Below are 25,816 nucleotides of genomic sequence, written 5' to 3'. Positions count from 1 at the left end.
CTACGCCCAGAGCTGGCCCTGGAGGACCTCGATGGCTTCCTCGGTGGTGGCCGCCGTGTAGACGCCGGTGGAGAGGTACTTCCAGCCGCCGTCGGCGACGACGAACACGATGTCGGCGCTCTCCCCGGCGGCGAGGGCCTTGCGGCCGACGCCGATGGCCGCGTGGAGGGCGGCGCCGGTGGAGACGCCCGCGAAGATGCCCTCCTCGCGGAGCAGGTCCCGGGTGCGGGTGACGGCGTCCGCGGAGCCCACCGAGTAGCGGGTGGTGAGCACGGAGGCGTCGTAGAGCTCGGGGACGAAGCCCTCGTCGAGGTTGCGCAGGCCGTAGACGAGGTCGTCGTACCGGGGCTCGGCGGCGACGATCTTGATGCCTTCTACGTGTTCGCGCAGGTAGCGGCCGACGCCCATCAGGGTGCCGGTGGTGCCCAGGCCGGCCACGAAGTGCGTGATGGACGGGAGGTCGGTGAGGATCTCCGGGCCGGTGGTGGCGTAGTGGGCGCCGGCGTTGTCCGGGTTGCCGTACTGGTAGAGCATGACCCAGTCCGGGTGTTCGGCGGCCAGTTCCTTGGCCACCCGGACGGCGGTGTTCGAGCCGCCGGCCGCCGGCGAAGAGACGATCTCGGCTCCCCACATCGCCAGAAGGTCGCGCCGCTCCTGCGAGGTGTTCTCCGGCATGACGCACACGATCCGGTAGCCCTTGAGCTTCGCGGCCATCGCGAGCGAGATGCCCGTGTTGCCGGAGGTGGGTTCCAGGATGGTGCAGCCGGGGAAGAGGCGGCCGTCCTTCTCCGCCTGCTCGACCATGTGGAGCGCGGGGCGGTCCTTGATCGATCCGGTCGGGTTGCGGTCCTCCAGCTTCGCCCAGATCCGCACGTCGGCGGAGGGCGAGAGCCGGGGCAGCCGGACCAGCGGCGTGTTGCCGACGGCGGCGAGCGGGGAGTCGTAGCGCATTACTTCGAGCCGCCGGCCACGGCCGGAAGGATGGTGACGCTGTCGCCGTCCTTGAGGGCGGTGGAGATGCCGTCGAGGAAGCGGACGTCCTCGTCGTTGAGGTAGACGTTCACGAACCGGCGCAGCTCGCCGCCCTTCGCCTCGTCGACGATGCGCTCGCGGATGCCCGCGTGGCGGGTCTCCAGGTCCGTGAAGAGGTCGTCCAGGGTGGCGCCCTCGCCGTTCACGGCCTTCTCGCCGGCGGTGTAGGTGCGGAGGATGGTCGGGATGCGGACCTCGATGGCCATGGCAGGCTCCTGTGTCGTGAAGGGCGTGAAACGTTGAGAACGTGCGGGCGCGCGGTTCTTGCGCCCCCGCGCGGGGGGCTGTGTGCTCGGGCGTGTGGTGCTCAGGCGGCAGGACAGATGGCGCTGGCGAGGCGGCACAGGTCGACGTGCAGCCGCGCCACGAGCAGCAGCCTGCCGGGCGTCTCGATGCTCACGTCGTGGGGAACCATGCGGTCATGTTAACGATTCCCGGTCCCCCGTTTGGAGTGTGATCCCGCATCCTGGACTCCACCCGCTCACATACTGGTCAGTAGCTGGCTACGACCTGCACTTCTTCCTCCGTGATCGCTCCGTCGACGATCCGGTACGAGCGGAACTGGAACTCGCCGAGGCCGTCCTGGTCGGCCGTCGAGACGAGGACGTAGTGGGCGCCGGGCTCGTTCGCGTAGGTGACGTCGGTGCGCGAGGGATAGGCCTCGGTGGCGGTGTGCGAGTGGTAGACGATGACGGGCTCCTCGTCCCGGTCGTCCAGCTCCCGGTAGAGCTTCAGCAGGTCCTTCGAGTCGAACTCGTAGAACGTGGGCGAGCGGGCCGCGTTGAGCATCGGGACGAACCGCTCGGGGCGGTCGGTGCCGGCCGGTCCGGCCACGATCCCGCACGCCTCGTCGGGGTGGTCCTCGCGGGCGTGCCCGACGATCCGGTCGTACAGGTCCTGGGTGAGGGTCAGCATGAGCGACAGGATAGACAGACGGGCCCTCCCGTACCGAGGCGTGGTACGGAAGGGCCCGAATGCCGGACAGGCTGCTGCGGGGACACGGTTCCCGGCCGTGGCAGGCGGCCGGGACCCGGGGCCCCGCAGGGCCGGGGAACCCGGGTCAGGAGACCTTGTTGAAGGCGGCTCCGCGCGGGTTGCGGGACTTCAGCACGAGGTAGGAGACGCCGAGGATCAGACCCCACAGAGGGGCGCAGTACAGCGAGACGCGGGAGTCCTTGTCGATGCCCATCATCACGATGACCATGCCGATGAACAGCAGGGCGAACCAGCTGGTCCAGGGGGCGCCGGGGGCGCGGAAGGAGGACTGGGGCAGTTCGCCCCGGTCGGCCTTGGCGCGGTAGCGGATCTGGCAGACCAGGATCATGATCCAGGCCCACATGCCGGAGATGGTGGCGAAGGAGACGACGTAGTCGAAGGCCTTGCCCGGGGCGACGTAGTTGATCCAGACGCCCACCAGCATCAGCGCGGCGGAGAAGGTGGTGCCCAGCAGCGGGGTGCCGTTCTTCGTGAGCTTGGTGAAGAACTTCGGGCCCTGGCCGTTGAGCGCGAGGTCGCGCAGCATGCGGCCGGTGGAGTACATGCCCGAGTTGCAGGAGGACAGGGCCGCGGTCAGGACGACGAAGTTGACGATCGCGGCGCCGATGCCGAGGCCCATGCGCTCGAAGGCGGCGACGAACGGGGAGACGCCCGGCTGGAAGTGCGTCCACGGGACGACCGACAGGATCATGATGAGCGCGCCGACGTAGAAGACGGCGATGCGCCACGGCACGGTGTTGATGGCCTTGGGCAGGGTCTTCTCGGGGTCCTTGGACTCGCCGGCGGTGACGCCGACCAGTTCGACCGCGAGGAAGGCGAACATCACGATCTGCAGGGTCATCAGCGTGCCGCCGATGCCCTTGGGGAAGAAGCCGCCGTCGTTCCACAGGTTGGAGACGGAGGCGGTCGCGGCGGCGTCGGAGAAGCCGATCGTGAGGATGCCGGCGCAGATCAGGATCATGCCGACGATGGCGGTGACCTTGACCATGGAGAACCAGAACTCCAGCTCGCCGAAGAGCTTCACGGAGATCAGGTTGGCGCCGTAGAGGATGACCGTGAAGATCAGCGCGAACGCCCATTGCGGGAAGCTGTCGTCGGTCCAGTACGCCATGTACTTCGCGGCGGCGGTGACCTCGGTGATGCCGGTGACGACCCAGAAGAGCCAGTACGTCCAGCCGGTCGCGTACCCCCAGAACGGGCCCAGGAACTCGCGGGCGTAGTCCGAGAAGGAACCGGAGACGGGGCGGTACATGAGCAGCTCGCCCAGGGCCCGCATGATGAAGAAGATGACCAGGCCCGCGATGGCGTAGGCCAGGATCAGGCTCGGTCCGGCCTTCGAGATCGCCTTGCCCGCCCCGAGGAACAGGCCGGTGCCGATGGCTCCGCCGATCGCGATCATCTGGATCTGGCGGGCCCCGAGCGCGCGGTGGTATCCCTCGCCGTCGCCCTGTCCGCCCTCGCCGGGCGTCCTGTCGTGCTGTTCGACCTGCACAGAGGTCATGTCTGGTGCGCCTTTCTCCACGCCGACCCGCGCCTTCACTGGCTGCGGATCGGGTCCTCGATCCCCCCGGATACGGATGGAGTTGCACGCCGGCGGTCAGCCGGTTCAAGCAGGCCGGGGGACATGGGTGGCGTCCCGTCGGCGATCGTGAAGATTTATCACGTGCTTACGGGTTCCAGAGGGGTGGAAATGTGGCGCGGGGCACAAAAAAACCGGGACACAGGTCCCGAAAGTGATCAGATCACCGCATCGCGGTGATCTGATCGTTATCCGGATTTGAGCGTCCGCTGAGCGAACGCTCCGTCTCCTTGAACCTCTCTTGGGGATCTTCAGAGGGTCTCGATGAGCGTCTCCTGGAGGCCGCCGAGCCAGAGGTACGCCATCACCATCGGCTTGCGCGGGTCGTCGTCCGGGAGCCGGAACAGCATCGCGCTCTCGTCGTCCTCGGTGATGTCGAGCCGGGCCGCGATCGTCAGCCGCAGGTCGTTGAGGGCGCCGAGCCAGCGCAGCGGCAGCTCCCCCGTCAGCTCCAGGACGGCCGCCCCGTCGCCGGCCGGGGTGAGCGCGTCGAGGCTGCGCACGACCGCCAGCGCGTCCTCCCGCTTGCGGGTGCGCAGGTCGTTCTCGGTGAAGCGGCGGAACTCCGCCGAGCGGGTGCGCAGTTCCTCCGGGTCCTCCCGGGGGCCCGCGCCGGGGCCGCCGTAGGCGTCGGGGAAGAGCCGGGCCAGCGCCGGGTCGGACGGGGGTTCGGTGGGCCCGTCCGAGGCGAACAGGACGGCCAGCGGGTCGGCGTCCGCGGCGGGCTCGGGCTCGCCGGGGCCGATGAGCTCCAGCAGCTGGACGGCGAGGGAGCGCAGGATGGAGATCTCGATCTCGTCCAGCGCGACGACGGCGCCGGGGCCGCCCTTCAGGGGTTCGAACACGCCGCCCATCAGTTGCGGTCCTGCGAGAGGGTGGCCCAGAGCCCGTAGCCGTGCATCGCCTGCACGTCGCGCTCCATCTCCTCGCGGGTGCCGCTGGAGACGACCGCCCTGCCCTTGTGGTGGACGTCCATCATCAGCTTGGTCGCCTTGTCCTTCGGATAGCCGAAGTACGCCTGGAACACGTACGTCACGTAGCTCATGAGGTTGACCGGGTCGTTGTGCACCAGGGTCACCCAGGGGACGTCGGGTTCCGGGACCGCGAAGGTCTCTTCGGCCGATTCGGTGCGTTCGATCTCAAGGGGAGCAACACTCACTTGTCCCATGCTGCCACTGCGGGGGGCCCGTCGCACAAACGGGCCCCTACATCTCGTCACTTTGACGAGATGTGCGCTAGCATCCGTGACATGAACCCTGCGGATCTGGGCCTGCCGGTGGACGTGCCGTCGACAGCGCTCTTCACGGACCATTACGAGCTCACGATGCTGCAGGCCGCCCTGGCCAACGGCACGGCCGACCGCCGTTCGGTCTTCGAGGTCTTCACCCGGCGGCTGCCCGAGGGGCGCCGCTACGGAGTGGTGGCCGGCACCGGGCGCGTGCTCGACGCCGTGGAGAACTTCCGCTTCGACAGCGCGGTGCTGGAGTTCCTGCGGGAGCGGGCCGTGGTCGACATGCGCACCCTCGACTGGCTGGCGTCGTACCGCTTCTCGGGCGACATCTGGGGCTACCCGGAGGGCGAGGTCTACTTCCCCGGTTCGCCGCTCCTGCGCGTCGAGGGCAGCTTCGCCGAGTGCGTGCTGCTGGAGACCGTGATCCTGTCGATCCTCAACCACGACTCGGCGATCGCGGCCGCCGCCTCCCGGATGTCCTCGGCGGCCGGCGGACGCCCGCTGATCGAGATGGGCGCCCGGCGCACCCACGAACTCGCCGCCGTCGCCGCCGCGCGCGCCGCCTACGTGGGCGGCTTCACCTCGACCTCGGACCTGGCGGCCGGATTCCGGTACGGCATCCCGACGGTCGGCACCAGCGCGCACGCCTTCACCCTCGTCCACGACAGCGAGCGGGACGCCTTCACCGCGCAGGTGGCCTCGCTGGGCAGCGGGACGACCCTGCTGGTGGACACGTACGACGTCGCGGAAGCCGTGCGGACGGCCGTGGAGGTCGCGGGGAAGGACCTCGGCGCCGTCCGGATCGACTCCGGGGACCTGCTGCTGGTCGCCCACCGGGTGCGCCAGCAGCTCGACGAGCTGGGGGCGGCCTCGACGCGGATCGTGGTCACCTCCGACCTCGACGAGTACGCGATCGCCTCGCTCGCCGCCGCGCCCGTCGACGCGTACGGGGTCGGCACCCAGCTGGTCACGGGCAGCGGGCACCCGACCTGCTCGATGGTCTACAAGCTGGTGGCGCGGGCCGCCTCCGACGACCCGAAGGCGCCACTGGTGCCCGTCGCGAAGAAGTCCTCGGGCGGCAAGACCTCCATCGGCGGGCGCAAGTGGGCGGCCCGCCGGGTCGACGCGGAGGGCGTCGCCGAGGCGGAGGTCATCGGGACCGGGCCGGTGCCCGCGGCGCTCGCCGACCACCAGCTGCTGAACCAGCTGGTCAAGGCCGGCGAGGTGATCGCCCGGGAACCGCTGGAGACGGTGCGCGAACGCCACCGGACGGCGCGGGCGGGCCTCCCGCTGTCGGCGACGCAGCTCTCGCGGGGCGAGGCCGTGATCCCGACCGAGTACGTGTAGCCACCACGGCCCCGGGTCCGGTGCGGGCCCCAGGTTCGGGCAGGGGCGGGGCGGGGGAAGAGCCCCCGCAGGGCCCCGCCGTACCGCACCGCACCACCCACACCGATCCGAAGGACACGCGACATGCACCGCGCACTGATCGTCGTCGACGTACAGAACGACTTCTGCGAGGGCGGCAGCCTCGCGGTCTCCGGCGGGGCCGACGTCGCCGCCGCCATCACCGAGCTGATCGGGCAGACCACGCCCGGCTACCGGCACGTCGTCGCCACCCGCGACCACCACGTCGACCCCGGCGCGCACTTCGCGCGGCCCCCGGCCGTCCCGGACTACGAGACCTCCTGGCCGGTGCACTGCGTCGCCGGGACCGAGGGCGTCGGGTTCCACCCGAACTTCGCCCCGGCCGTCGCCTCGGGCGCCGTCGCCGCCGTCTTCGACAAGGGCGCGTACGAGGCCGCCTACAGCGGCTTCGAGGGCGCCGACGAGAACGGGGCCACGCTCGCCCAGTGGCTGCGGGACCGGCAGGTCACCGAGGTCGACGTCGTCGGCATCGCCACCGACCACTGCGTCAGGGCCACCGCCCTCGACGCCGCCCGCGCCGGCTTCACCACCCGCGTCCTGCTCGACCTCACCGCCGCCGTGGCCCCGCACACCACCACGAAGGCCCTGGAGGACCTCCGCGCCGCGGGCGTCACCCTCGTCGGATCCCCGGCCGTCCTCGACGGCGAGCAGGCCTGACGCCCTGGGGCGGCGGGCCCGCCGGAGGGGTCGGGAGGGGGGCTAGGCGCCTCTCAGGAGGGCGCGGATCGGGTGCCAGAGTTCCTGGTCCCGGTCGGGGGCGCAGCGCCACAGGAGGCCGTCGGGGTGGTGCAGGACGGCCGTGACCTCGTCCGGGGTCGGCGGCTGGGCGTTGCCCCGCAGGTACACCGCCCGCATCCCGAGGTTCCGCAGCCTGGTCAGGGCGCGGGCGCGGTTCGCGGCGTGCACGAGGACCCGGACATTTCCTCCTTCTCCGGATGGCCTGGGCAGCGTCAGGGCCACCACCACACTGCCGCCGGGCAATCTGACGAAACCTCCACCGGGCATGCTTTTCATCTCCCCCGTCAATAAGAAACTCGCACCACGCATCTAAACGCGATCGGCCGCCGCCCGCTAGTGGGCGACGGCCGATCACGCTTTGACCTGCGGTTTTACCGGGTCACTTGCGGGAGGGTCCGACCTCGATCGTCATTTCGGTGCCCTCGTAGGACTCCTTGAGGATCTTGATCTTGGTGTTGGTGTCAGTGACCTTCACCGAGCCGGTCGGGTTCTCGTCGTACCAGTACTTGCCCTTGGCGTCGTCGAAGACCAGGTTGGCGGCCTTCGGCTTCAGGAAGAGCGACTCACCGTTCTTGTGCAGGGTGAAGGCGTCCGTCGAGTACGCGCTGAAGGTGGCGTCGTACGGCTGGATCTTGTTCCGCAGCAGGGTGCCGTCCGACCACTTCATCGGCTTGGCGTTGGCGTCGATCGGAAGGATCAGACCGGAGCCCGGGTGCTGGCTGGTGTTGTTGTCCTTCTGGGAGGTGTCCCAGAGCCAGATCAGCAGGCCGTCCTGGTACGGGTAGTGCTCGACCCAGTCGGGACGCGTGTTGGCGTGACCGAAGTTGTACGGGCCGACCTTCAGGGTCTGGTCGAAGGAGACGTAGCGACGGTTCTCCGCCAGGTAGTACTGCGCGTACTCCTTGGTGAAGCCGGCGCCGATGCGCGAGAAGCCCTTGCCGGTCCAGCCGTTGTCGCCGTTCTCGGCGCCGTCGGTGAACAGCGGCGCACCGTCCGCGGTGAGGGTGACGGCGTCGGCCGTGAAGCCCTTGCCGCCCGCGCCGCCGTCCGTCTGGTAGCGGAAGCGGACGTCGACCTTCTTGCCCGCGTAGGCGTCGAGCGGGAAGTTCAGCGACTTCCAGGCACCCGAGACACCGGTCAGCGAGGGGCTGCCGGCCGCGTCGACCGGGAGGGCCGCGCCGTCGGCGGTGCCGGCGAGGGCGGTCCAGTTGGCGCCGCCGTCCGTGGACACCTCGGTGTAGAGGTAGTCGTAGTCGGCCTCGATGTCCCACCAGCCCTTGAGGGACAGGGCGGCGGAGGTCTTGCCGGTGAGGTCGACCGAGCGCGTCAGGGTGTTCTTGAGGTCGTCACCCATGTTGCTCCACCACTGCGAGGAACCCTCGGCGGGAGCGACGATGTCGGTGCGGACCTGCTTCTTCGGCAGCTCGACGACCAGCGCCTGCTTGTCCTTGGTGTTGTACGCGGAGACGCCCAGCTTGTGGGTGGACTTCGTCGCGGCCTTCGCCTCGGCGTAGTTCAGCCAGCCCAGCTGGAGCTTGTCCCAGGCCGTCATGTCGCCCGGGAGGTCGCCTATGGACTCCTTGCCGGTGCCGAGCCAGGAGCCCGCCGACATCAGGGACCAGAAGCCGACGCCGTTCTCGCCGCCACCGGAAGTGTCGTAGAGGTCCGGCAGACCCAGGTCGTGGCCGTACTCGTGCGCGAAGACGCCGAGGCCGCCGTTCTCGGGCTGCATCGTGTAGTCGCCGACCCAGATGCCGCTGTCGCCGATCTGCGTGCCGCCGGCCTTGTTGCCCTCGGGGCCGGTCTTGCCCGCGCTGGTGCCGTACGCGTACCAGCGGTGCGCCCACAGGGCGTTGGTGCCCTGCACGCCGCCGCCGGCCGACTCGTCCTCACCGGCGTGGACGACCTGGAAGTGGTCGATGTAGCCGTCCGGCTCGTTGAAGTTGCCGTCGCCGTCGAAGTCGTAGCGGTCCCACTGGTCGTACTGGGCCAGCTGCGCCTTGATCTGCGCGTCGGTCTTGCCGGCCTTCTTCTGGGCCTCGGTCCACGCGAGGACGCCGTCCTTGACGGTGTCCCACACGTTGGAGCAGTTGGTCTGACCGCAGTAGTTCGAGCCGTAACGGGCCTCGTTGTACGGGATCTTGACCCAGTCGGCGACCTCGCCCTCGACCGAGTAACGGCCCGAGGAGGTCTTCTCGTAGTAGGTCTTCAGCGAGTTCTTGCCCTGGCCGGTACCGAAGTACAGGTCCTGGAAGTAGTCGCGGCTGAAGTCCTTGCGCCAGGCGGTGCTGTTGTCCTGCTTGCGGTCCGGCTGGGCGATCTGGTTGTGCAGCGGACCGGGGGTGCCGCCGTACTTGGGGGCCGGGGGCTTCGGGCCCTCCGGACCGTCCGGGTCGAACATGGTCGTGTTGTCGACCTGGTCGCCGAACTCGACGAGGATCGTGAAGATCTTGTCGGTCTTCTCGCGGCCGAGCTCGACGTACTTCTTGTCGTCGAGCTTCACGACCTTGGACGCGCCGCGCTGCTCGACGTCCTTCTTGCCGGACAGCACCTGGTCAAGGGCCGCCTCGCGCTGCTGCGCCTGCTGCTTGCTGAACGGGCCTTCGAGGTCGTGCTTGACCTTCTCCTTGGACGGAGCGGTCGGGTCCTGGTGGTCGGCCGCGGGTGCGCCGCCCCAGCTGGAGTCGGCCTGGGCCGTGGTGAAGAAAGCGCCGGAGGCTGCGGTCGCGGCCATCGTCACGCCGACGGCGGCGGCACGCAGAGCGCGCTTCCTTGCGGAGTTGCTGGTCACTTGATGTCGTTCCCCTCCCGCGGCCGCAACGTAGGTCGGAACGTCTCCATAGGAGCGGGGGGTTCCGCGCGGCGCGCGTCTCAAGTGACGACATTTGACCGGAGAGTCGAGAGAAAAGACAGACCTTGACTTGTTCCTTACAACTGCACTATGCGGTCAGTCAGTTCCGCTATTCGGACGTTCCGCCGCCATACGGTCACATCCGGGGCGAACGGCCCGCCGCGCGCCCTGGAGAACCCCTCGGAACCGCCCGGAGGATGACCCGCGTGCGCCCCCCGTGCTCCGACACCGTGGGTTGGCCCACGCATACCGCTCGTCCGGCTCGGGAATCCCGTCAGGGAGTCACTTGACACGCGCACCTGTCGAGCGGCCTCCCCTCCCCGCCTTGAGGACGGAAAACGCCATGCCGCGTCCGACTGCCGCACAGCTCGCCTACGGGTCCGCCACCGTCGTCGTGTCGACGATCGCCATGCTGCTGCTCTCGCAGACGAGCACGGGCCTCGGTGTCGCCGTCATCTCCGCCGCCGCGCTCGGCCTCGGTCTGCTGGTCGCGCTGACCGTGCCGGTGCCCCGCCGGCGCGGCCGGCACGCCGCCCGGACCGGGCGTCAGGCCGCCCCGGAGGCAGCCGCCCCGGAGGCAGCCGCTCCGGCGGCCGGGCCCGCGAAGGCGGGCGTCGAGCACCCCGTACACCACTGAGAGCCGGTGCCTCCGGACCCGACCGCCACCGGGCCCGGGCGCACGGAAGCGGGCGGCCGCCCCCCTCTTCGGGGACGGCCGCCCGCTCCGGCGCGCGTACGGCGGCTCAGGCCGACCTGACCACCACGGTCTTGGCCACCTTGTCGTGCAGGGCCTGCTTGTACGGCTTGTCGATGAGCATCGACACGATCAGCGCGAGCGGCCACAGGCACAGGCAGCAGATCAGGGTCGGGATCCACAGCAGGGCGGCCCGGCCGAGCGCGGCGTTGGAGGGCGGCACGCTGCCGTCGTTGAGCATCGCGGTGCGCAGGCCCATCGCCTTCTTGCCGATGGTCTGGCCGTTCTTCTTGGTGAACCACCAGTCGTAGCCGACGAACGCGAGGATCGAGATCAGCGTCCACAGCAGACCGGTGCCGCTGTACGACCGCGTGATGACCTCCGTGGCGTCCTCGCCGCGGTCCGTGTCGACCATGTACCGGCGGGTGTTGAAGGGCAGCTGGATCAGGTACAGCGGAACTCCGACGATGAGCACGTCGATGACGCGCGCCGCGAGCCGCTTGCCGAAGTCGGCGAGCGGGGGCATCCCCGCGAGCGGATCGGGCATGCCGTAGCCGCCACCGCCGCCGTAGGGATCGCCGCCACCGCCGTACGGGGGCGGCGGCGGGGGCGGGTATCCCCCGCCGCCCGCACCGCCGGGGGGCGGCGGGGGCGGATACCCGCCGCCACCGGGGGGCGGCGAGCCGTACGGCGAACCGCCCGACGGAGGCGTCGGTTCCTGGGGCTTCTTGAGGAACGGGTCGTCCTCGGGCGGCTGGCCCGGCGGCGGCTGGTCGGTGCTCATGGCCCGAGTCGAACCCGGGCCCGCCCGGCCCGCAACGGGACCGCGTCCGTCCGGGGGAGGGACTGCGCCACCCTGACGACGGGGGCCGTCCTACCGGGCCACGTACGTGCCCGCCGCCTTGTCGTGCCAGGCCTGACGGCGGGTCCGGTCGAAGGGGCAGCGCAGGCTGCCCGGCAGGCCGAGGAGGGCGCCGACGAGCCAGCGGCGCAGGGCCGCGCCGAAGGTGGGCGGGCGGAGGGTGGCGACGGCCAGGACGCGGACGCCGAACAGCTTCTTGCCCGGGGTGCGGCCCCAACGGGCGGTCGGGAGAACCTCGTAGAGCAGCCCGAAGAGCAGGACGGCGGCCAGGAGGAGGCACGCGTAGCCGGTGGTGGTGGCGTCGAGGAGCCAGACGGTGGTGGTGCGCCCGCTCCCGCGGGCGGCGTCGACCTTGGTCTGGAGGTGGCCGGTCACCCGGGGGACGAGGGGTACGGCGGCGCCCGCCGCGGCGGCGGCGAGGACGAGGGTGTCCAGGGCGCGGGCCATGCCCCGGCGGACCAGGCCGGCGGGGCGTACGGCGCGCTCGGCCATGCGCTCGAAGACGGCCCGGGTCGCGGCGGGCCCGGGCACGGCCGCCGCCGGCGCCGGGTTCTCCGGGAGGGTGGGGCGGCGCCGGGGCGCGGGGGCCTCCTGCCCCGGGGCCGGCTCGCGGCGGGCCTCGTCGTCCCAGGGGACGGCCGGGCGGGGCCGCTCCTCACGGGGCGCCGCGGGGGCCGGGGAGCGGGGCGCGGGCTCCGCCGGACGGGTCCCGGGCGCGGCCGGGCGGTCGGGGCGGACCTCCTCGTCCCGGGGCGCGGCCGGGAAGGCGGCCGCCGGGGCCGGGGCGGCGGACCGGTGTGCGCTGGGGCGGGCGTGCTCCGGCGGGGCGCTGCGCGGGGTGGCGGACCGGGCGGGGGCCGCCTCGGGCCAGGACGAGGTCAGTCCGGACGCCGCTCCCCCGCCGGGGGCGTCGGGCCAGGCGGGCGGGCGGGCCGAGAGGATGCCCACGCTCTCGGCGGCGGCCTGTCCCGGCAGCCGTCGGGCGGGGGCCGGGGCGGCGGCGAGCGGAGCGGCCGGAGCGGGGGCGGGAGCGGGGCCCGGGGGGCCGGTGGCCGGAGCCGGGGCGAAGGCAGCCGGGGCGGGGGCGGGCGCGGGGGCCGGGGCGAAGGCGGCCGGGGCCTGGGCGGCGGCCTGTTCCCTGCTCCGGGCCAGGGAGATGCCGGCCGGCCGGCGCTCGGGCTCCGGGTCGGCCGGTCCGCCCCAGGACACGCGGACGTCGCGGGGTCCGCCGAAGCCGGCCTGGTGCGCGGGGTCGGCCTGCCAGCCCGGCGGCGCGTGCCGGGGCACGGGTTCGGGGTCCGGTTCGGGCAGCGCCTCGGTCACGGAGGTCTGGTCGAGGAACACCGGCCCGGTCTCGTCCGCGGGGGCGGCGGGGCGGCTCGTACCCGGAACCCAGGCGGCGCCGTTCCAGTACCGGACGTACCCGGGGATGGACGGGTCGGGGTAGTAGCCCTCGCGGGCAGCGTGCTCGCCGTCACCAGGGGAGGCCGTCAATGTCCCCAACTCCGATCGTGGCTTGAGGCTTGTGCAGGGGAGGACCCAAGGGGAGGACCATAGCCAAGAACCCCCTCCCGACAGGTCCGGTAACGGGAGATTCCAAGCCTTCGGGCGAACCTCGCGCTCTTATTCGCCCCGCCCCGCACCCATCCCGGCCCCAGCCGTCGCTTTTCGGTCACCCGACAGATTCAGGCCATTCCGCGGATTCCCGTCCGAAGTCGCGTCATGACCGGGCCCCCGCGCGCTCTCTGCGGGTGTGGGGCCCGGTCAGGCCCCGCGCCAGGATTCGAACGCACCGAAGTGAGGCCGTCATGCACCACCCCGTCATCGAGCGCGAGCTGGAACTCAAGCTGGTCCTGTCCCCCGAGCGCAGCGTCCCCGTCCCCGCCCGCCTCCTCTACCTCACCGACGATCCGTTCGCGGTGCACATCACCTTCCACACCGGCTCCAGCACCCCCGTCAACTGGACGTTCGCCCGCGAGCTGCTCGTCGAGGGGGTGTTCCGTCCCTGCGGCCACGGGGACGTCCGGATCTGGCCCACGAAGATCGACAACAAGGCCGTCCTGTGCATGGCCCTCAGCTCCCCCGACGGCGACGCCCTGCTGGAGGCCCCGGCCGGTTCCGTGTCGGCCTGGCTGGAGCGGACCCTGCGCGTGGTCCCGCCGGGGACCGAGGCCGACCGGCTCGGCCTGGACGCGGCGCTGGCGGAGCTGCTCACCCCGACCCCGGCCGACGACCTGTGGCTGCGGGACCCGTGGCCCTCGGACGAGTCAGCCGACGGGGACCTGTGACGCGGGGCCGCGGGCCGGCCGCGGCGCGAGGGCCCGCCGCGGCCGGGCCGTCAGAAGAGCTTGCCGGGGTTCAGCAGGCCGAGCGGATCGAAGGCCCGCTTGACGCCGCGCTGCACCTCCAGTCCGACCGGGCCCAGTTCACGGGCCAGCCACTCCTTCTTCAGGACGCCGACGCCGTGTTCACCGGTGATGGTGCCGCCCAGTTCCAGGCCGAGGGCCATGATCGCGTCGAAGGACTCGCGGGCCCGCCGCGCCTCGTCCTCGTCGGCGGGGTCGAAGCAGACGACGGGGTGGGTGTTGCCGTCGCCCGCGTGCGCGCAGACGCCGATGAGCAGGTCGTACGCGCGGGCGATGGCGGCCGTCCCGTCGAGCATCTCGGCGAGCCGGGAACGCGGTACGCACACGTCGTCGATCATCGTCGCGGGGCGCAGCGCCTCCAGCGCGGTCAGGGACATCCGCCGGGCCTGGAGCAGCAGTTCGGACTCCGCCTCGTCCTCGGCGGGCACGACGGCGGTGGCCCCGGCGGCCGTGCACAGCCCGCCGACGGCCGCGAGCCCGGCGGCGGCGTCCGGGGTGTCGAAGGCGGCCAGCAGCAGGGCCTCGGTGCTCTCGGGCAGGCCCATCTTCCCGAGGGCGTTGACGGCGCGGACGGTCGTACGGTCCATCAGCTCCAGCAGCGAGGGCGCGAGGCCCGCCTCCATGACGGCGCACACGGCCGCGCAGGCGGCGGCGACGGAGGGGAACTCCGCGGCCAGCGCCAGCTGGCGGGGCGGCGCGGGCCGCAGGGCGAGGACGGCCCGGACCACGACGCCGAGGCTCCCCTCGGAGCCCACGAAGAGCCGGGTCAGGTCGTATCCGGCGACCCCCTTGGCGGTGCGCCGGCCGGTGCGCAGGAGCCGCCCGTCGGCGAGGACGACGTCGAGGCCGAGCACGTACTCGGCGGTGACCCCGTACTTGACGCAGCACAGGCCGCCGGAGGCGGTGCCGATGTTCCCGCCGATGGTGCACTGTTCCCAGCTAGAGGGGTCGGGCGGGTAGTACAGGCCCTGGGCGGCGACGGCCCGCGAGAGCACGGCGTTGACCACGCCGGGCTCGACGACGGCGATCCGGTCGACGGCGGAGATCTCCAGGATGCGGTCCATCTTGACCAGCGACAGCACGATGCAGCCGTCGCTGGCGTTGGCGGCTCCCGACAGGCCCGTACGGGCGCCCTGGGGGACGACGGGGACCCGTAGGGCGGTGGCGGTGCGCAGGACGTGCTGCACCTGTTCGGTGGTCCGGGGCAGGACGACGGCGGCCGGGGTGCCGGCGGCGCAGAAGCTGGCCATGTCGGTGGCGTAGGAGGCGGTCACCTGGGGGTCGGTGAGCAGGGCCTCGGAAGGGAGTCCTTCGGCGAGGCGCGCGACGAGCCGTGCGGAGAGGTCATCATCCATGGGGCCAGCGTGGCAGCCGGGGCCATCGGTGTGAACACGGCCGCGACCGGCTTCGGACACCTCGGCGGGCTCTTCATATTGACGCACAGTGACCTCATGGACCGTATCGACGAGGAAACGCACCAGCCCGCGCCGCCCGTGACCTTCACCGGCCGCAAGACGGTCGTGGCGGCCGCGGTCGCCGTGGTCCTGATCGCCGGTGCCCTGCTGATCCGCCCGGCCCGTACGGCCGACGACGCGCGCCCGCCGGGGCCGAGCGAGCGGGCCGCCTCGGCGGTCGGCATGGGCGCCCCGCCGGCGGCGGTGGACCTGACGGCGCTGGTGGCGGACCGGGAGCAGTGGGTCGCGGGTCATCCGGACGACGAGGCTTCGTGGGCGGTGCTCGGGTCGGCGTACCTGGAGCAGTCGCGGCGCACGGCCGATCCGGCCTGGTTCCCGAAGGCGGAGAAGGCCCTCAAGCGGTCGCTGGAGGTCCGGCCCGCGGAGAAGGGCAACTTCGACGCGATGACGGGCATGGGGGCGCTGGCCAACGCCCGGCGGGACTTCGGGACGGGCAAGAAGTGGGGCGAGCTGGTGCGGGCGCAGGCGCCGCGGCGCTGGACGGCGTACCCGGTCCTGGTGGACGCGTACACGGGCCTCGGCGACTACAAGGCCGCCGAGAAGGCCATGGAGCGGCTGTCGGAGCTCCGGCCGGGCCTGGCCGCGCACCTGAGGGCCGCGCAGGTGTACCGGGACCGGGGCTGGCGCGAGGACGCGGTGATGCAGCTGGAGCACGCGGCGGGCGCGGCGAAGGCGCCCGCGGAGAAGGCGTACGTGCTGTACCGGCTCGGGGAGATGTCCTGGGAGCGCGGCGAGACGGCGGAGGCGATGCGGCAGTTCGAGGCCGCGCTGCGCACGGACCCGGCGCAGGCGGACGCGCTGGGCGGACGGGCCCGGACCCTGGCCGCGCTGGGCCGCTCCGGGGAGGCGGTACGGGACTACCGGCTGGCGCTCGGGCGGACCCCGGCGCCGCGGCTGGCGCTGGAACTGGGCGAACTGCTGCAGTCGCTGGGCCGGGAGGACGAGGCGCGCGCCCCGTACGAGTCGCTGGCCGTGCTGGCGGCGCGGGGCGGTTCCCACGGGGTGAACGAGGAGCTGGTGCTCGGCCTGTACGAGGCGGACCACGGCGATCCGTCGGCGGCGGTGCGCCGGCTGACGGCGGAGTGGGCCCGGCACAAGGGCGTGCAGGTCGCGGACGCGCTGGGGTGGGCCCTGCACCGGGTGGGCGATGACCAGGCGGCGCTGGAGTACGCGAAGAAGGCCACCGAACTGGGGCTGCGGAACGCCGATTTCTCCTACCACCGGGCGATGATCGAGCGGGGCCTGGGCGACGAGGCGGCGGCCCGCCGGTACCTCCAGGAGGCGCTGCGGACGAACCCGGCCTTCTCCCCGGTGCGGGGTCCGCTGGCGAAGCAGGCCCTGGAGACGATCGGGCAGCCGGCGCCGGGCGGCCCGGAGAACATGCAGCCGCGCACGCCGTGGGTGGCCCCGGAGATGCCGAAGCTGCGCCCGAAGCCGGAGGCGGCGAAGCCCGAGGCGGCGAAGCCGGACGCGGACAAGGCCGAGGCGGGGAAGCCGGGGACGGAGAAGCCCGGGGCGGGTAAGCCGGGCGCGGAGAAGCCCGGGGCGGGGAAGCCGGCGCCGAAGCCCGCCCCCTCGGCCGGCTGACCGCTGACGCCCCGACGCCCCGACGTCCTGGACGCGGGGGCGCCCCCGCCCCCGCCGGAGGGCGGGGCCGGGGGCGGGACCCTCGGACGCTGCCGGCGCGCCGGGCGCGCCGTACGCGGTCGTCTACAGGTTGCCGCGCTTCTCCTGCTCGCGCTCGATCGCCTCGAACAGGGCCTTGAAGTTGCCCTTGCCGAAGCCCATCGAGCCGTGGCGCTCGATGATCTCGAAGAAGACCGTCGGGCGGTCCTGCACCGGCTTGGTGAAGATCTGCAGCAGGTAGCCGTCCTCGTCGCGGTCGGCCAGGATCTTCAGCTCGCGCAGCTCGTCGATCGGCACGCGGGTGTCGCCGACCCACTCGCCGAGGGTGTCGTAGTAGCTGTCCGGAACGGACAGGAACTGGACGCCCGCCGCGCGCATGGTGCGCACGGTCGCGACGATGTCGTTCGAGGCGAGGGCGATGTGCTGGACGCCGGGGCCGCCGTAGAACTCCAGGTACTCGTCGATCTGCGACTTCTTCTTCGCGATCGCCGGCTCGTTGATCGGGAACTTGACCTTCTTGGTGCCGTCCGCGACGACCTTGGACATCAGCGCCGAGTACTCGGTCGCGATGTCGTCGCCCACGAACTCCTTCATGTTCGTGAAGCCCATGACCTTGTTGTAGAACGCGACCCACTCGTTCATGCGGCCGAGTTCCACGTTGCCGACGCAGTGGTCGATGGCCTGGAAGGTCCGCTTGGCGGGCGCGGCGACCATCGGCTCGACGGCGACGTAGCCCGGCAGGTAGGGGCCGGTGTAGTCGCCGCGCTCGACGAGCGTGTGGCGGGTCTGGCCGTACGTCGCGATCGCGGCGAGGACGACCGTGCCGTGCTCGTCCTTGACCTCGTACGGCTCGTCCAGGCCGCGGGCGCCCTGCGCGACGGCGTACTCGTACGCGGCGCGGACGTCCGGGACCTCGATGGCGAGGTCGACGACCCCGTCGCCGTGCTCGGCGACGTGCTCGGCCAGGAAGCGGCCGTGGTCCGTGCTCGGCTTGATGACCGAGGTCAGGACGAAGCGCGCCGAACCGTTGGTGAGGACGTAGCTGGCGGTCTCGCGGCTGCCGTTCTCCGGTCCGGAGTAGGCCACGAGCTTCATGCCGAAGGCGGTCGAGTAGTAGTGCGCGGCCTGCTTGGCGTTGCCGACGGCGAAGACGACCGCGTCCATGCCCTTCACCGGGAAGGGGTCTGCCTCACGCGCGGTGTGCGGGGTGATTTCGAGGTTCGCCAGAGACTCAGTCATGAGCGCAGAGTCCCGCCCTTCCACAAGCTGCGCAATAGTTTCCATTTCCGCTGTACAACATGACCAGCGCAGCCCCAGGATGACTGAGAGATCTGTGCAGTATGACCAGCTCCGGAGCGCCGGGAGGAACCCCATGGGAATCGACGAGCTCGACGGCCGGCTCATCGTCCTGCTCGCCCGCGAGCCGCGGATCGGCGTACTGGAGGCCTCGCGCCGGCTCGGGGTGGCGCGCGGCACGGCGCAGGCGCGCCTGGACCGGCTCCAGTCGAACGGCGTCATCCGCGGCTTCGGCCCGCAGGTCGATCCGGCGGCCCTCGGCTATCCGGTGACGGCCTTCGCCACGCTGGAGATCAAGCAGGGGCAGGGCTCGGACGTACGGGCCCACCTGGACGGGGTGCCGGAGGTGCTGGAACTGCACACGACCACGGGGCACGGGGACATGCTGTGCCGGCTCGTGGCCCGGTCCAACGCCGACCTCCAGCGGGTGATCGACCGGGTCGTCGGCTTCGAGGGGATCGTGCGGGCCTCGACGGCGATCGTGATGGAGAACCCGGTACCGCTGCGGATCATCCCGCTGGTGGAGCAGGCGGCGGCGGACGACTGAGGGCCGCCCGATCCGGAACCCAGAGTTCCAAAGAACCCTTTGCAAAGAACTCCTTGCAGAGATGTCTTTGCAACTCTATGGTCGAACCATGCCCGAAAAGAACGCGGAAGACCCGCAGCAGCAGCCACCGCAGCCGCAGCCCACCGTCCGCACCCTGGACGCCCGCTCCCTGCGCGGCCTCGCCCACCCCCTGCGGATGCGCATGCTCGCGGCGCTGCGGCTGAACGGGCCGGCCACCGCCTCCCAACTGGCGGAGCGGCTCGGGGAGTCCAGCGGGGCCACCAGCTACCACCTGCGGCAGCTCGCCGCGCACGGGTTCGTCGAGGACGCGCCCGAACACGGCAAGGGCCGCGAGCGCTGGTGGAAGGCCTCCCACGACGGCACCCGCTTCGACGAGACGCTGATGTACGACGACAACCCCGAGACGCGGGGCGCCGCCGACGCCTTCCTGCACGAGATCGCCACGATCCACGCCCAGGAGGCGAACACCTGGATCGGCGACGCCCACAACTGGACCAAGGAGTGGCGCACCGCCTCGGACCTCAGCGACTTCACGCTGCGCCTGACGCCCGAGCAGACCCTCGACCTGATCCACAAGGTGCACGAGGTGATCAACAGCTACCGGGACCTGCCGCCCGCCGAGGGCGCGGAGACGGTCCGGATCCACTCGCACACGCTCCCGCGCCGCGACCCTTCGTAACCCGCTCCCGCCCCTCCCGCCCCTCCCGCCCCGGTTCCCGCCCCTCCCCCGGTCCCGTCCTCCCCAGAAGGAGTTCCTGCCGTGCACGCCTTCGACCACGCCCTGACCCACGCCGCCCGCGCCGCCGAACTGACCGCCGAGGCCGACGCCTGGCGCCTCGCCCACGACGCGGCCCACGACGCGGCCCCCGCCGCCGCCCCCGCAGTGCCCGCCCTGCGCAACCGGCTCGGCGAGGCCCTGGTGGCCGCCGGGATCCGGCTGATGCAGCCGGCCCACGTCCACACCCGCGTCCGGCAGCACACCGCGTGAACCGACGGCCCTTCGCGGCCGTCCTGGCCGCCAACACGATCTCCACCGCCGGAAGTTCGCTCACCCTGATCGGCGTCCCGTGGTTCGTGCTCCAGACCACGGGAAGCGCCGGCCGGGCCGGGATCGTCGCCTTCTGCGCCACCCTGCCCGTCGTGGTCGCCGCGCTCGTCGGCGGCCCCGTCATCGACCGGATCGGCCGCCGCCGGGTCTCCGCCGCCTCCGACCTCGTCTGCGCCCTGTCCGTCGGCGCGGTCCCGCTGCTGCACCACGCGGACCTGCTGGAGTTCTGGATGCTGTGCGCGCTGATGGCCGTCAGCGGCCTCGTGCACACCCCGGGCCTGACCGCCCGCCACGTCCTGCTCCCCAGCCTCGCCGAACACGCCGGTACCAGCGTCCCCCGCGCGGCGAGCCTCTACGACGCCGTCTCGCGCGGGGCCCGGATGGCCGGCGCCGCCGTGGCCGGTCTGCTGATCGCCGCCTTCGGCGCCGAGACCGTCCTGCTGGTGGACGCGGCCACCTTCGCCGCCTCCGCGCTGCTGGTCACCGCCTTCCTGCGCGGAGTCCCGGCCGCCGAGCCCCAACGCACCGCCGAGAAGGTCTCGTTCGCCTCGTACCGGGCCGAACTGGCCGAAGGCTGGGGCTTCCTGGCCCGCTCGCGACTGCTGGCGGGCATCACCCTCATGGTGATGGTGACCAACGGGCTGGACCAGGGCTGGTCCTCGGTGCTGCTCCCGGTCCACGGCGACGAGGCCCTCGGCGGCCCCACCGCCCTCGGCCTCATGGTGTCCCTCTTCGGCGGCTCCGCGCTGCTGGGGGCCCTGCTCTACGGGGCGTGGGGCGAGCGCTTCCCCCGCCGGGCGGTGTTCGCGGCGGCCTTCCTGGTCTCCGGGGGCACCCGGTACGTGGTCGCCGCCTTCACCGACACCCCGCTGCCGCTCGCGGTGACCATGGCCCTGGCCGGCCTGGGCGCGGGCGTGCTCAACCCGATCCTGACCACGGTCCTCTACGAGAAGGTGCCCGACGAACTGCGCAGCCGGGTCGCCGGCGTGAGCACGGCCGGCTCCGAACTGGCCATGCCGATGGGCGGGCTCGCCGCGGGCCTGCTCGTCGACGGTTTCGGCGTGACGACGGCCCTGCTCCTCTTCGGCGGCACCTACGTGCTGACCACCCTGTCGCCCCTGCTCTTCCCGTCCTGGCGCGGCCTCGACCGCGATCCGGCGGGGATCAGCAGGACGGAACCTTCTCGTTCCGGTTCAGTCCCCGCAGCGCGTTCACGGCGTCCGTCAGCGAAGTGACGGGGATCAGCCGCAGCCCCTCGGGCAGGTCCGCCTGGGCGTCGGAACACTCCGCCGCCGGTACGAGGAACACGCTCGCCCCGTCGCGCTTGGCGGCCTGGGTCTTCAGGCCCACCCCGCCGACCGCCCCGACCTTCCCGGCCGCGTCGATGGTGCCCGTACCGGCGATGCTGCGGCCGCCGGTGAGGTCCGCGCCGCTGCCGTCGCCGTCGAGCTTGTCGACGATGCCGAGGGAGAAGAGGAGTCCGGCGCTCGGGCCCCCAACGTCGGCGAGGTTGAGCTCGACCTTCACGTCCTTCGGGTCCTTGTGGAGGAAGCCGAGTGCGGCCTGGGCGGCGGCCGACTGGGACTTGGTCATCTCCTCCAGGTTGTGCTCCTCGATCTCCTTGTCGCTTCCGCCCGAGGGGTACACCGCCTCCCGGGGCATCACGGCCTGGTCGGTCCTGAACCAGTACTCGACGAGCTCGTGCAGCCTCATCGTCGAGGACGGGCCGGTGGCCCGGATGGTGGTCATGCGCAGCTGACCTTTGGTTTCGCGGACCGGGGCGCCGCTGACCGAGATGACGGGCTTGCCCTGGTCGGAGCCCAGCACGTCGGCCGTGGGCCCGGGTACGGCGACCACGAAGGGCAGCGGCGCGAGGGCCGCGACGGCGAACAGCCCGAGGACGGGCGCGGCGCAGACGGCGAGGGCGGCGGGGCGCGGCAGACGTGTGAGGCGTGAGAGCACCCGGCCAATCTACCGACCCGGCCCGCCCGCACCCCGCGCCCGGGCCGGGCACGGCGGAGCCGGGGCCGGACTCACGGGTCCCGGCACGGCGGAGCCGGGCCCCCGCGTACGGGGGCCCGGCTCCGGCTGACCGGGTGCCGCGGCCGGTGTGGCGTACGGCTCAGCGGAGGGCGTCGGCGACCTCGCGGGCGGCGTCGACCACGCGCGGGCCCACGCGCTCCGGCACGGCGTCGGCCAGCATGACGACGCCGACGCTGCCCTCCAGGCCGGTGATGCCGACGAGCGGGGCGGCCGCGCCGCTGGCGCCCGCTTCGAGCTCGCCGTGCGTGAGGGTGTATCCGGGCTCGATGAGCGCGCCCTGACGGGCGGCCAGGATGGCCCGCCCGGCCGCACCGCGGTCCAGCGGGTGGCGGAAGCCGGCCCGGTAGGCGACGTGGTAGTCGGTCCAGGTCGGCTCGACGACTGCCACGGCCAGCGCCTCGGTGCCGTCGACGAGGGTCAGGTGCGCGGTGGCGCCTATGTCCTCGGCGAGCGACCTGAGGGCGGGCAGGGCCGCCTCGCGTACGAGGGGGTGGACCTGACGTCCCAGGCGCAGCACGCCGAGCCCGACGCGGGCGCGGCCGCCGAGGTCGCGGCGGACCAGGGCGTGCTGTTCGAGGGTGGCGAGCAGGCGGTAGACGACGGTTCGGTTCACACCGAGCCGGTTGGAGAGCTCGGTGACAGTCAGACCGTGGTCGGTGTCGGCGAGCAGCTTGAGGACCCTGAGCCCTCGGTCGAGAGTCTGGGAGGTTTCCGCGGTCACGACGCCTCTCCCTCTTTCGGTGGGCGGCGGTGACTCTCACGGGGTGGAGCGCTGCCGGTCCCTCGGCGACGCACGGAGAGGCCGCCGGTAGCGGCCATGGCACCGGCTGCGCTCCCGCGGCGGCGCTGCCACGGGGCGTTCGATGCGGGGACAGTAGCGAGCGGGTCCGCTCAGCGGAAGGCCTCGTCCAGAATCCGGGCGCCTACCGCCGATTTGCGTCGTTTACTCCGCACGCATGTATCAATTCGTAATGATCATCCGCCGAAAACCGCTTTACACGGCCATTACTCTGATCACGTTCAAAAAGATGTTGGGGGTGGGCGGGCCACAGGCCTTGAGCTCACTTAGGGGAGAGAAGCAACAGTGAACCTGAAGCGCATGGCCGTCGTGGCCGCCGCCGCCGTGGTGGGTCCGACCGTCCTCATGGCGACGCCGGCGATGGCCGACGAGGCCCAGCCGACCGCCGTCACCACGCCGGACGCGGCCCCGGCCCCGGAGGCCCCGGCCGCCGAGGCCCCCGCCGCGGCGAAGCCCGCCGCCGAGGCTCCGGCCGAGAAGGCCGTCGAGGCCCCGGCCGAGACCCCGGCCGTCGTGCCGGTCGCGCCCGTCGTGCCGGTCGCGCCGCCCGTCGTCCCGCCGGTCGTCCCGGCCACGCCGGACGCCAAGCCCGTCGCCGACGAGGCCGAGCTGGACCTGGAGGACGAGGACCTGGCCGCGACCGGCCCCGTCCTGGAGCTCAAGGACGTCCCGGCCACCTTCAAGGCCGGCACCTGGACGAAGTTCTCCGTCGCGGTCGACAACTCGAAGAACAAGCCGCAGGAGAGCTACGTGCTCGTCCTCGCCGTCGCCGACCAGGCCGGCAAGCTCAAGGGCAAGGACGTCCAGGTCCAGGTCTTCTGGAACGGCACCTGGCACTCGGTCGAGATCATCGACGACGGTGGCACCCCGGTCGCGCTGCTGACCGACGACCTGCAGATCCCGGCGGGCAAGATCAAGCTCGACGTCCGCGTGAAGTTCGGCACCGGCGCCCCCAAGGGCGACATCGCCATCGCGGCGGCCGGCGGCAGCAACGTGGACGAGGACGTCTGGTCCGAGACCGTCTGGGCCGAGTCGAAGATCGTCTCCGCCGGCAACGGCGGCGGCAACACCGGCACCAAGCCGAACGGCGGTACCTCCACCACGCCGATCGTCGACAACAGCAACAACGGCGGCACCACCAACAACGGTGGCACCGTCAACGCGGGCGGCGAGCTCGCCGAGACCGGTACCGACGCGGCCACCAGCTGGGCCCTCGGTGGCGCCGGCGTCGCGCTCGCCATGGGTGCGGCCCTGGTCGCCGGCACCGGCCGTCGTCGCCGTACCACCGCGTAAGCGGTAGGCACCACGAGAACGGGGTCCGTGCGCACCGCGCACGGACCCCGCTCCACGTTCTCCCACCGCAACGGTGACGGCGGCGGCTACCGCATCCGCGTGGCCCACTCCTGGACCTTCTTGATCCGCTCCCGCAGCTGCCCCGCCGTCGCCTCCGCGCTCGGCGGACCGCCGCACACCCGGCGCAGCTCGGTGTGGATCACCCCGTGCGGCTTGCCGCTCTGGTGGACGTACGCGCCGACCATCGTGTTCAGCGACTTGCGCAGTTCCAGCAGCTCCTTGTGGGAGACCACCGGCCGCCGGTCGGCCGGCAGCTCCAGCAGGTCCGCCTCCGCGTCCGGCTTGCGCCGGCTGTGCGCGATCTGCCGCGACTGCCGCTTCTGGAGCAGCATCTGCACCTGGTCCGGCTCCAGCAGCCCGGGGATGCCGAGGTAGTCCTGCTCCTCCTCGCTGCCGGGGTGGGCCTGCATGCCGAACTCGGCGCCGTCGTAGAGGACCCGGTCGAAGACGGCGTCGGACTCCAGCGCCTCGAAGGACATCTGCTCGTCCTCGGCGAGGTCCTCGTCCTCCAGCTTGTTCGCCTCGTCCATCTCCTTCTCGGACTCGGCGTACGGGTCCTCCTCGCCCTGCTTCTTCGGCTTGTCGAGGACGTGGTCGCGCTCGACCTCCATCTCGTTGGCGAAGCCGAGGAGGTAGGGGATCGTCGGAAGGAACACGGACGCGGTCTCGCCGCGCCTGCGCGATCGCACGAAGCGCCCGACGGCCTGCGCGAAGAACAGCGGCGTCGAGATCGTCGTCGCGTACACGCCAACCGCGAGGCGCGGGACGTCGACGCCCTCGGACACCATGCGGACCGCGACCATCCAGCGGTCGTCGTTCCCGCTGAAGGTGTCGATGTTCTTGGAGGCGCCGGTGTCGTCGGAGAGCACCAGGGTCGCCTTCGTCCCCGTGATCTCGCGGATCAGCTTGGCGTACGCGCGCGCCGAGTCCTGGTCGGAGGCGATCACCAGGCCGCCCGCGTCGGGGATGCCCTTCCTGACCTCCGTCAGGCGCTGGTCGGCGGCGCGCAGCACGTTCGGCATCCAGTCGCCGCGGGCGTCGAGCGCCGTGCGCCAGGCCTGGGAGATGGCGTCCTTGGTCATGGGCTCGCCGAGCCGGGCGGCGATCTCGTCGCCCGCCTTCGTCCGCCAGCGCATGTTCCCGCTGTAGGACAGGAAGATCACGGGCCGGACGACGCCGTCGCCGAGGGCGTTGCCGTAGCCGTAGGTGTAGTCGGCCGAGGACCGGCGGATCCCGTCGTTGCCCTCCTCGTACGTGACGAAGGGGATCGGGTTCGTGTCGGACCGGAACGGCGTACCGGTCAGGGCCAGGCGGCGGGTCGCCGGGTCGAAGGCCTCCAGGCAGGCCTCGCCCCAGGACTTGGAGTCGCCCGCGTGGTGGATCTCGTCGAGGATCACCAGGGTCTTGCGCTGCTCGCAGCGGTTGCGGTGCAGCATCGGGCGCACGCCGACGCCCGCGTAGGTCACGGCGATGCCGTGGTAGTCCTTGCTCAGCGGCCCGGCCGAGTACTCCGGGTCCAGGCGGATGCCTATCCGGGCGGCGGCTTCGGCCCACTGCTTCTTCAGGTGCTCGGTCGGCGCGACCACGGTCACCTGCTGCACCACGTGGTGGTGCAGCAGCCAGGAGGCCAGGGTCAGCGCGAAGGTCGTCTTGCCGGCGCCGGGGGTCGCGACCGCGAGGAAGTCACGCGGCTGCTTCTCCAGGTACCGGTTCAGGGCACCCTCCTGCCAGGCACGCAGCTTGCTGGCGGTGCCCCACGGCGCGCGGCCGGGGAAGGCGGGTGAGAGGTGGTGGGAGGCGGTAGTAGTCACGGTCTCCGGTTCGTCTCGGTCGC

26 protein-coding genes are annotated in these 25,816 nt (G+C 72.0%); 10 read left to right on the top strand and 16 right to left on the bottom strand.

Annotated elements, in window-relative coordinates; translation table 11 throughout:
* From ABZZ17_RS13500 to clpS, 7 genes are all read right to left on the bottom strand, one after another.
* Entirely contained in the window at positions 1–951 is a 951-nt protein-coding gene (locus tag ABZZ17_RS13500; protein ID WP_356875320.1) for a cysteine synthase, read from the bottom strand.
* Positions 951–1,238 carry a MoaD/ThiS family protein gene (locus tag ABZZ17_RS13495; RefSeq protein WP_356875318.1) on the bottom strand — a complete coding sequence of 96 codons (288 nt, stop codon included), beginning with the start codon at positions 1,236–1,238 and terminating at the stop codon, positions 951–953. Before ABZZ17_RS13495 ends, ABZZ17_RS13500 begins: the two co-directional genes overlap by 1 nt.
* 101 nt (positions 1,239–1,339) lie before the next feature.
* A complete protein-coding gene (locus ABZZ17_RS13490) occupies positions 1,340–1,447 on the bottom strand; it encodes a putative leader peptide (RefSeq protein ID WP_310941867.1) in 108 nt (35 codons plus the stop codon).
* Positions 1,448–1,524: 77 nt separating this feature from the next.
* The gene (locus tag ABZZ17_RS13485; RefSeq protein ID WP_356875316.1) at positions 1,525–1,947 is read right to left on the bottom strand and encodes a M67 family metallopeptidase; all 423 of its coding nucleotides are present in this window, start codon (positions 1,945–1,947) and stop codon (positions 1,525–1,527) included.
* Between the two features lie 145 nt (positions 1,948–2,092).
* Complete coding sequence (locus ABZZ17_RS13480; RefSeq protein WP_356875314.1) at positions 2,093–3,529, bottom strand: amino acid permease; 1,437 nt, start codon at positions 3,527–3,529, stop codon at positions 2,093–2,095.
* A 329-nt stretch (positions 3,530–3,858) separates the two neighbouring features.
* Entirely contained in the window at positions 3,859–4,461 is a 603-nt protein-coding gene (locus tag ABZZ17_RS13475) for a DUF2017 domain-containing protein (protein ID WP_356875312.1), read from the bottom strand.
* Entirely contained in the window at positions 4,461–4,775 is a 315-nt protein-coding gene (gene clpS, locus ABZZ17_RS13470; protein ID WP_356875310.1) for an ATP-dependent Clp protease adapter ClpS, read from the bottom strand. The genes ABZZ17_RS13475 and clpS overlap by 1 nt, the downstream gene beginning before the upstream one ends.
* Positions 4,776–4,856: 81 nt before the next feature.
* Between clpS and ABZZ17_RS13465 the strand changes: the two genes are divergently transcribed.
* Both ABZZ17_RS13465 and ABZZ17_RS13460 read left to right on the top strand, forming a co-directional pair.
* A complete protein-coding gene (locus ABZZ17_RS13465; RefSeq protein ID WP_356875308.1) occupies positions 4,857–6,185 on the top strand; it encodes a nicotinate phosphoribosyltransferase in 1,329 nt (442 codons plus the stop codon).
* A 123-nt stretch (positions 6,186–6,308) separates the two neighbouring features.
* Positions 6,309–6,920, top strand: a complete 612-nt coding sequence (locus ABZZ17_RS13460) for an isochorismatase family protein (protein ID WP_356875306.1) — start codon at positions 6,309–6,311, stop codon at positions 6,918–6,920.
* Between the two features lie 42 nt (positions 6,921–6,962).
* Here the strand turns inward: ABZZ17_RS13460 and ABZZ17_RS13455 are convergent, their stop codons facing one another.
* Entirely contained in the window at positions 6,963–7,268 is a 306-nt protein-coding gene (locus tag ABZZ17_RS13455) for a hypothetical protein (RefSeq protein ID WP_356875304.1), read from the bottom strand.
* A 112-nt stretch (positions 7,269–7,380) separates the two neighbouring features.
* A complete protein-coding gene (locus ABZZ17_RS13450) occupies positions 7,381–9,735 on the bottom strand; it encodes an immune inhibitor A domain-containing protein (protein ID WP_356875451.1) in 2,355 nt (784 codons plus the stop codon).
* 460 nt (positions 9,736–10,195) lie between these two features.
* Here ABZZ17_RS13450 and ABZZ17_RS13445 point away from each other — a divergent pair, with 460 nt between their 5' ends.
* The gene (locus tag ABZZ17_RS13445) at positions 10,196–10,489 is read left to right on the top strand and encodes a hypothetical protein (protein ID WP_356875302.1); all 294 of its coding nucleotides are present in this window, start codon (positions 10,196–10,198) and stop codon (positions 10,487–10,489) included.
* A gap of 106 nt (positions 10,490–10,595) precedes the next feature.
* Here the strand turns inward: ABZZ17_RS13445 and ABZZ17_RS13440 are convergent, their stop codons facing one another.
* Positions 10,596–11,330 (bottom strand): RDD family protein, encoded by a 735-nt coding sequence (locus ABZZ17_RS13440; protein WP_356875300.1) that lies wholly within the window; start codon positions 11,328–11,330, stop codon positions 10,596–10,598.
* Between the two features lie 90 nt (positions 11,331–11,420).
* The gene (locus tag ABZZ17_RS13435) at positions 11,421–12,902 is read right to left on the bottom strand and encodes an RDD family protein (RefSeq protein ID WP_356875298.1); all 1,482 of its coding nucleotides are present in this window, start codon (positions 12,900–12,902) and stop codon (positions 11,421–11,423) included.
* Positions 12,903–13,216: 314 nt separating this feature from the next.
* Here ABZZ17_RS13435 and ABZZ17_RS13430 point away from each other — a divergent pair, with 314 nt between their 5' ends.
* Positions 13,217–13,696 (top strand): SsgA family sporulation/cell division regulator, encoded by a 480-nt coding sequence (locus ABZZ17_RS13430; RefSeq protein WP_356875296.1) that lies wholly within the window; start codon positions 13,217–13,219, stop codon positions 13,694–13,696.
* A gap of 50 nt (positions 13,697–13,746) precedes the next feature.
* Here ABZZ17_RS13430 and ABZZ17_RS13425 read toward each other — a convergent pair whose 3' ends face one another.
* Positions 13,747–15,129, bottom strand: a complete 1,383-nt coding sequence (locus ABZZ17_RS13425) for an FAD-linked oxidase C-terminal domain-containing protein (RefSeq protein ID WP_356875295.1) — start codon at positions 15,127–15,129, stop codon at positions 13,747–13,749.
* A 96-nt stretch (positions 15,130–15,225) separates the two neighbouring features.
* Between ABZZ17_RS13425 and ABZZ17_RS13420 the strand changes: the two genes are divergently transcribed.
* Positions 15,226–16,836, top strand: coding sequence for a tetratricopeptide repeat protein (locus ABZZ17_RS13420; RefSeq protein WP_356875293.1), 1,611 nt, complete (start codon positions 15,226–15,228; stop codon positions 16,834–16,836).
* A 123-nt stretch (positions 16,837–16,959) separates the two neighbouring features.
* Here the strand turns inward: ABZZ17_RS13420 and hppD are convergent, their stop codons facing one another.
* Positions 16,960–18,114 carry a 4-hydroxyphenylpyruvate dioxygenase gene (gene hppD / locus ABZZ17_RS13415; RefSeq protein ID WP_356875291.1) on the bottom strand — a complete coding sequence of 385 codons (1,155 nt, stop codon included), beginning with the start codon at positions 18,112–18,114 and terminating at the stop codon, positions 16,960–16,962.
* Between the two features lie 133 nt (positions 18,115–18,247).
* Here hppD and ABZZ17_RS13410 point away from each other — a divergent pair, with 133 nt between their 5' ends.
* The 4 genes from ABZZ17_RS13410 (at position 18,248) to ABZZ17_RS13395 (ending at position 21,022) form a co-directional block, all read left to right on the top strand.
* A complete protein-coding gene (locus ABZZ17_RS13410) occupies positions 18,248–18,718 on the top strand; it encodes an Lrp/AsnC family transcriptional regulator (protein ID WP_356875289.1) in 471 nt (156 codons plus the stop codon).
* Between the two features lie 88 nt (positions 18,719–18,806).
* Positions 18,807–19,418: a helix-turn-helix domain-containing protein gene (locus tag ABZZ17_RS13405; RefSeq protein ID WP_356875287.1), complete on the top strand. Its 612-nt coding sequence runs from the start codon at positions 18,807–18,809 to the stop codon at positions 19,416–19,418.
* A gap of 81 nt (positions 19,419–19,499) precedes the next feature.
* Positions 19,500–19,727, top strand: coding sequence for a hypothetical protein (locus ABZZ17_RS13400; RefSeq protein ID WP_356875285.1), 228 nt, complete (start codon positions 19,500–19,502; stop codon positions 19,725–19,727).
* Complete coding sequence (locus ABZZ17_RS13395; RefSeq protein WP_356875283.1) at positions 19,724–21,022, top strand: MFS transporter; 1,299 nt, start codon at positions 19,724–19,726, stop codon at positions 21,020–21,022. The genes ABZZ17_RS13400 and ABZZ17_RS13395 overlap by 4 nt, the downstream gene beginning before the upstream one ends.
* On the opposite strand, the gene ABZZ17_RS13390 is transcribed toward ABZZ17_RS13395, so the two are convergent.
* Together ABZZ17_RS13390 and ABZZ17_RS13385 are read right to left on the bottom strand one after the other, a co-directional pair.
* Positions 20,952–21,749 carry a S16 family serine protease gene (locus tag ABZZ17_RS13390; RefSeq protein ID WP_356875281.1) on the bottom strand — a complete coding sequence of 266 codons (798 nt, stop codon included), beginning with the start codon at positions 21,747–21,749 and terminating at the stop codon, positions 20,952–20,954. The two genes, ABZZ17_RS13395 and ABZZ17_RS13390, sit on opposite strands and share 71 nt — an antisense overlap.
* Before the next feature lie 160 nt (positions 21,750–21,909).
* The gene (locus ABZZ17_RS13385; protein WP_069920456.1) at positions 21,910–22,551 is read right to left on the bottom strand and encodes a helix-turn-helix domain-containing protein; all 642 of its coding nucleotides are present in this window, start codon (positions 22,549–22,551) and stop codon (positions 21,910–21,912) included.
* A 363-nt stretch (positions 22,552–22,914) separates the two neighbouring features.
* On the opposite strand from ABZZ17_RS13385, the gene ABZZ17_RS13380 reads away from it, so the two are divergent.
* Positions 22,915–23,922 (top strand): hypothetical protein, encoded by a 1,008-nt coding sequence (locus ABZZ17_RS13380; protein ID WP_356875278.1) that lies wholly within the window; start codon positions 22,915–22,917, stop codon positions 23,920–23,922.
* An 86-nt stretch (positions 23,923–24,008) separates the two neighbouring features.
* On the opposite strand, the gene ABZZ17_RS13375 is transcribed toward ABZZ17_RS13380, so the two are convergent.
* Positions 24,009–25,793, bottom strand: coding sequence for a DEAD/DEAH box helicase (locus ABZZ17_RS13375; RefSeq protein ID WP_281209574.1), 1,785 nt, complete (start codon positions 25,791–25,793; stop codon positions 24,009–24,011).
* Positions 25,794–25,816: the final 23 nt, after the last annotated feature.

It is taken from the genome of Streptomyces sp. NPDC006512 (assembly GCF_040611935.1).
Lineage (GTDB): Bacteria > Actinomycetota > Actinomycetes > Streptomycetales > Streptomycetaceae > Streptomyces.
Note: the sequence above shows the minus strand (reverse complement) of the source record. Positions and strands in the feature narration are given on the sequence as shown.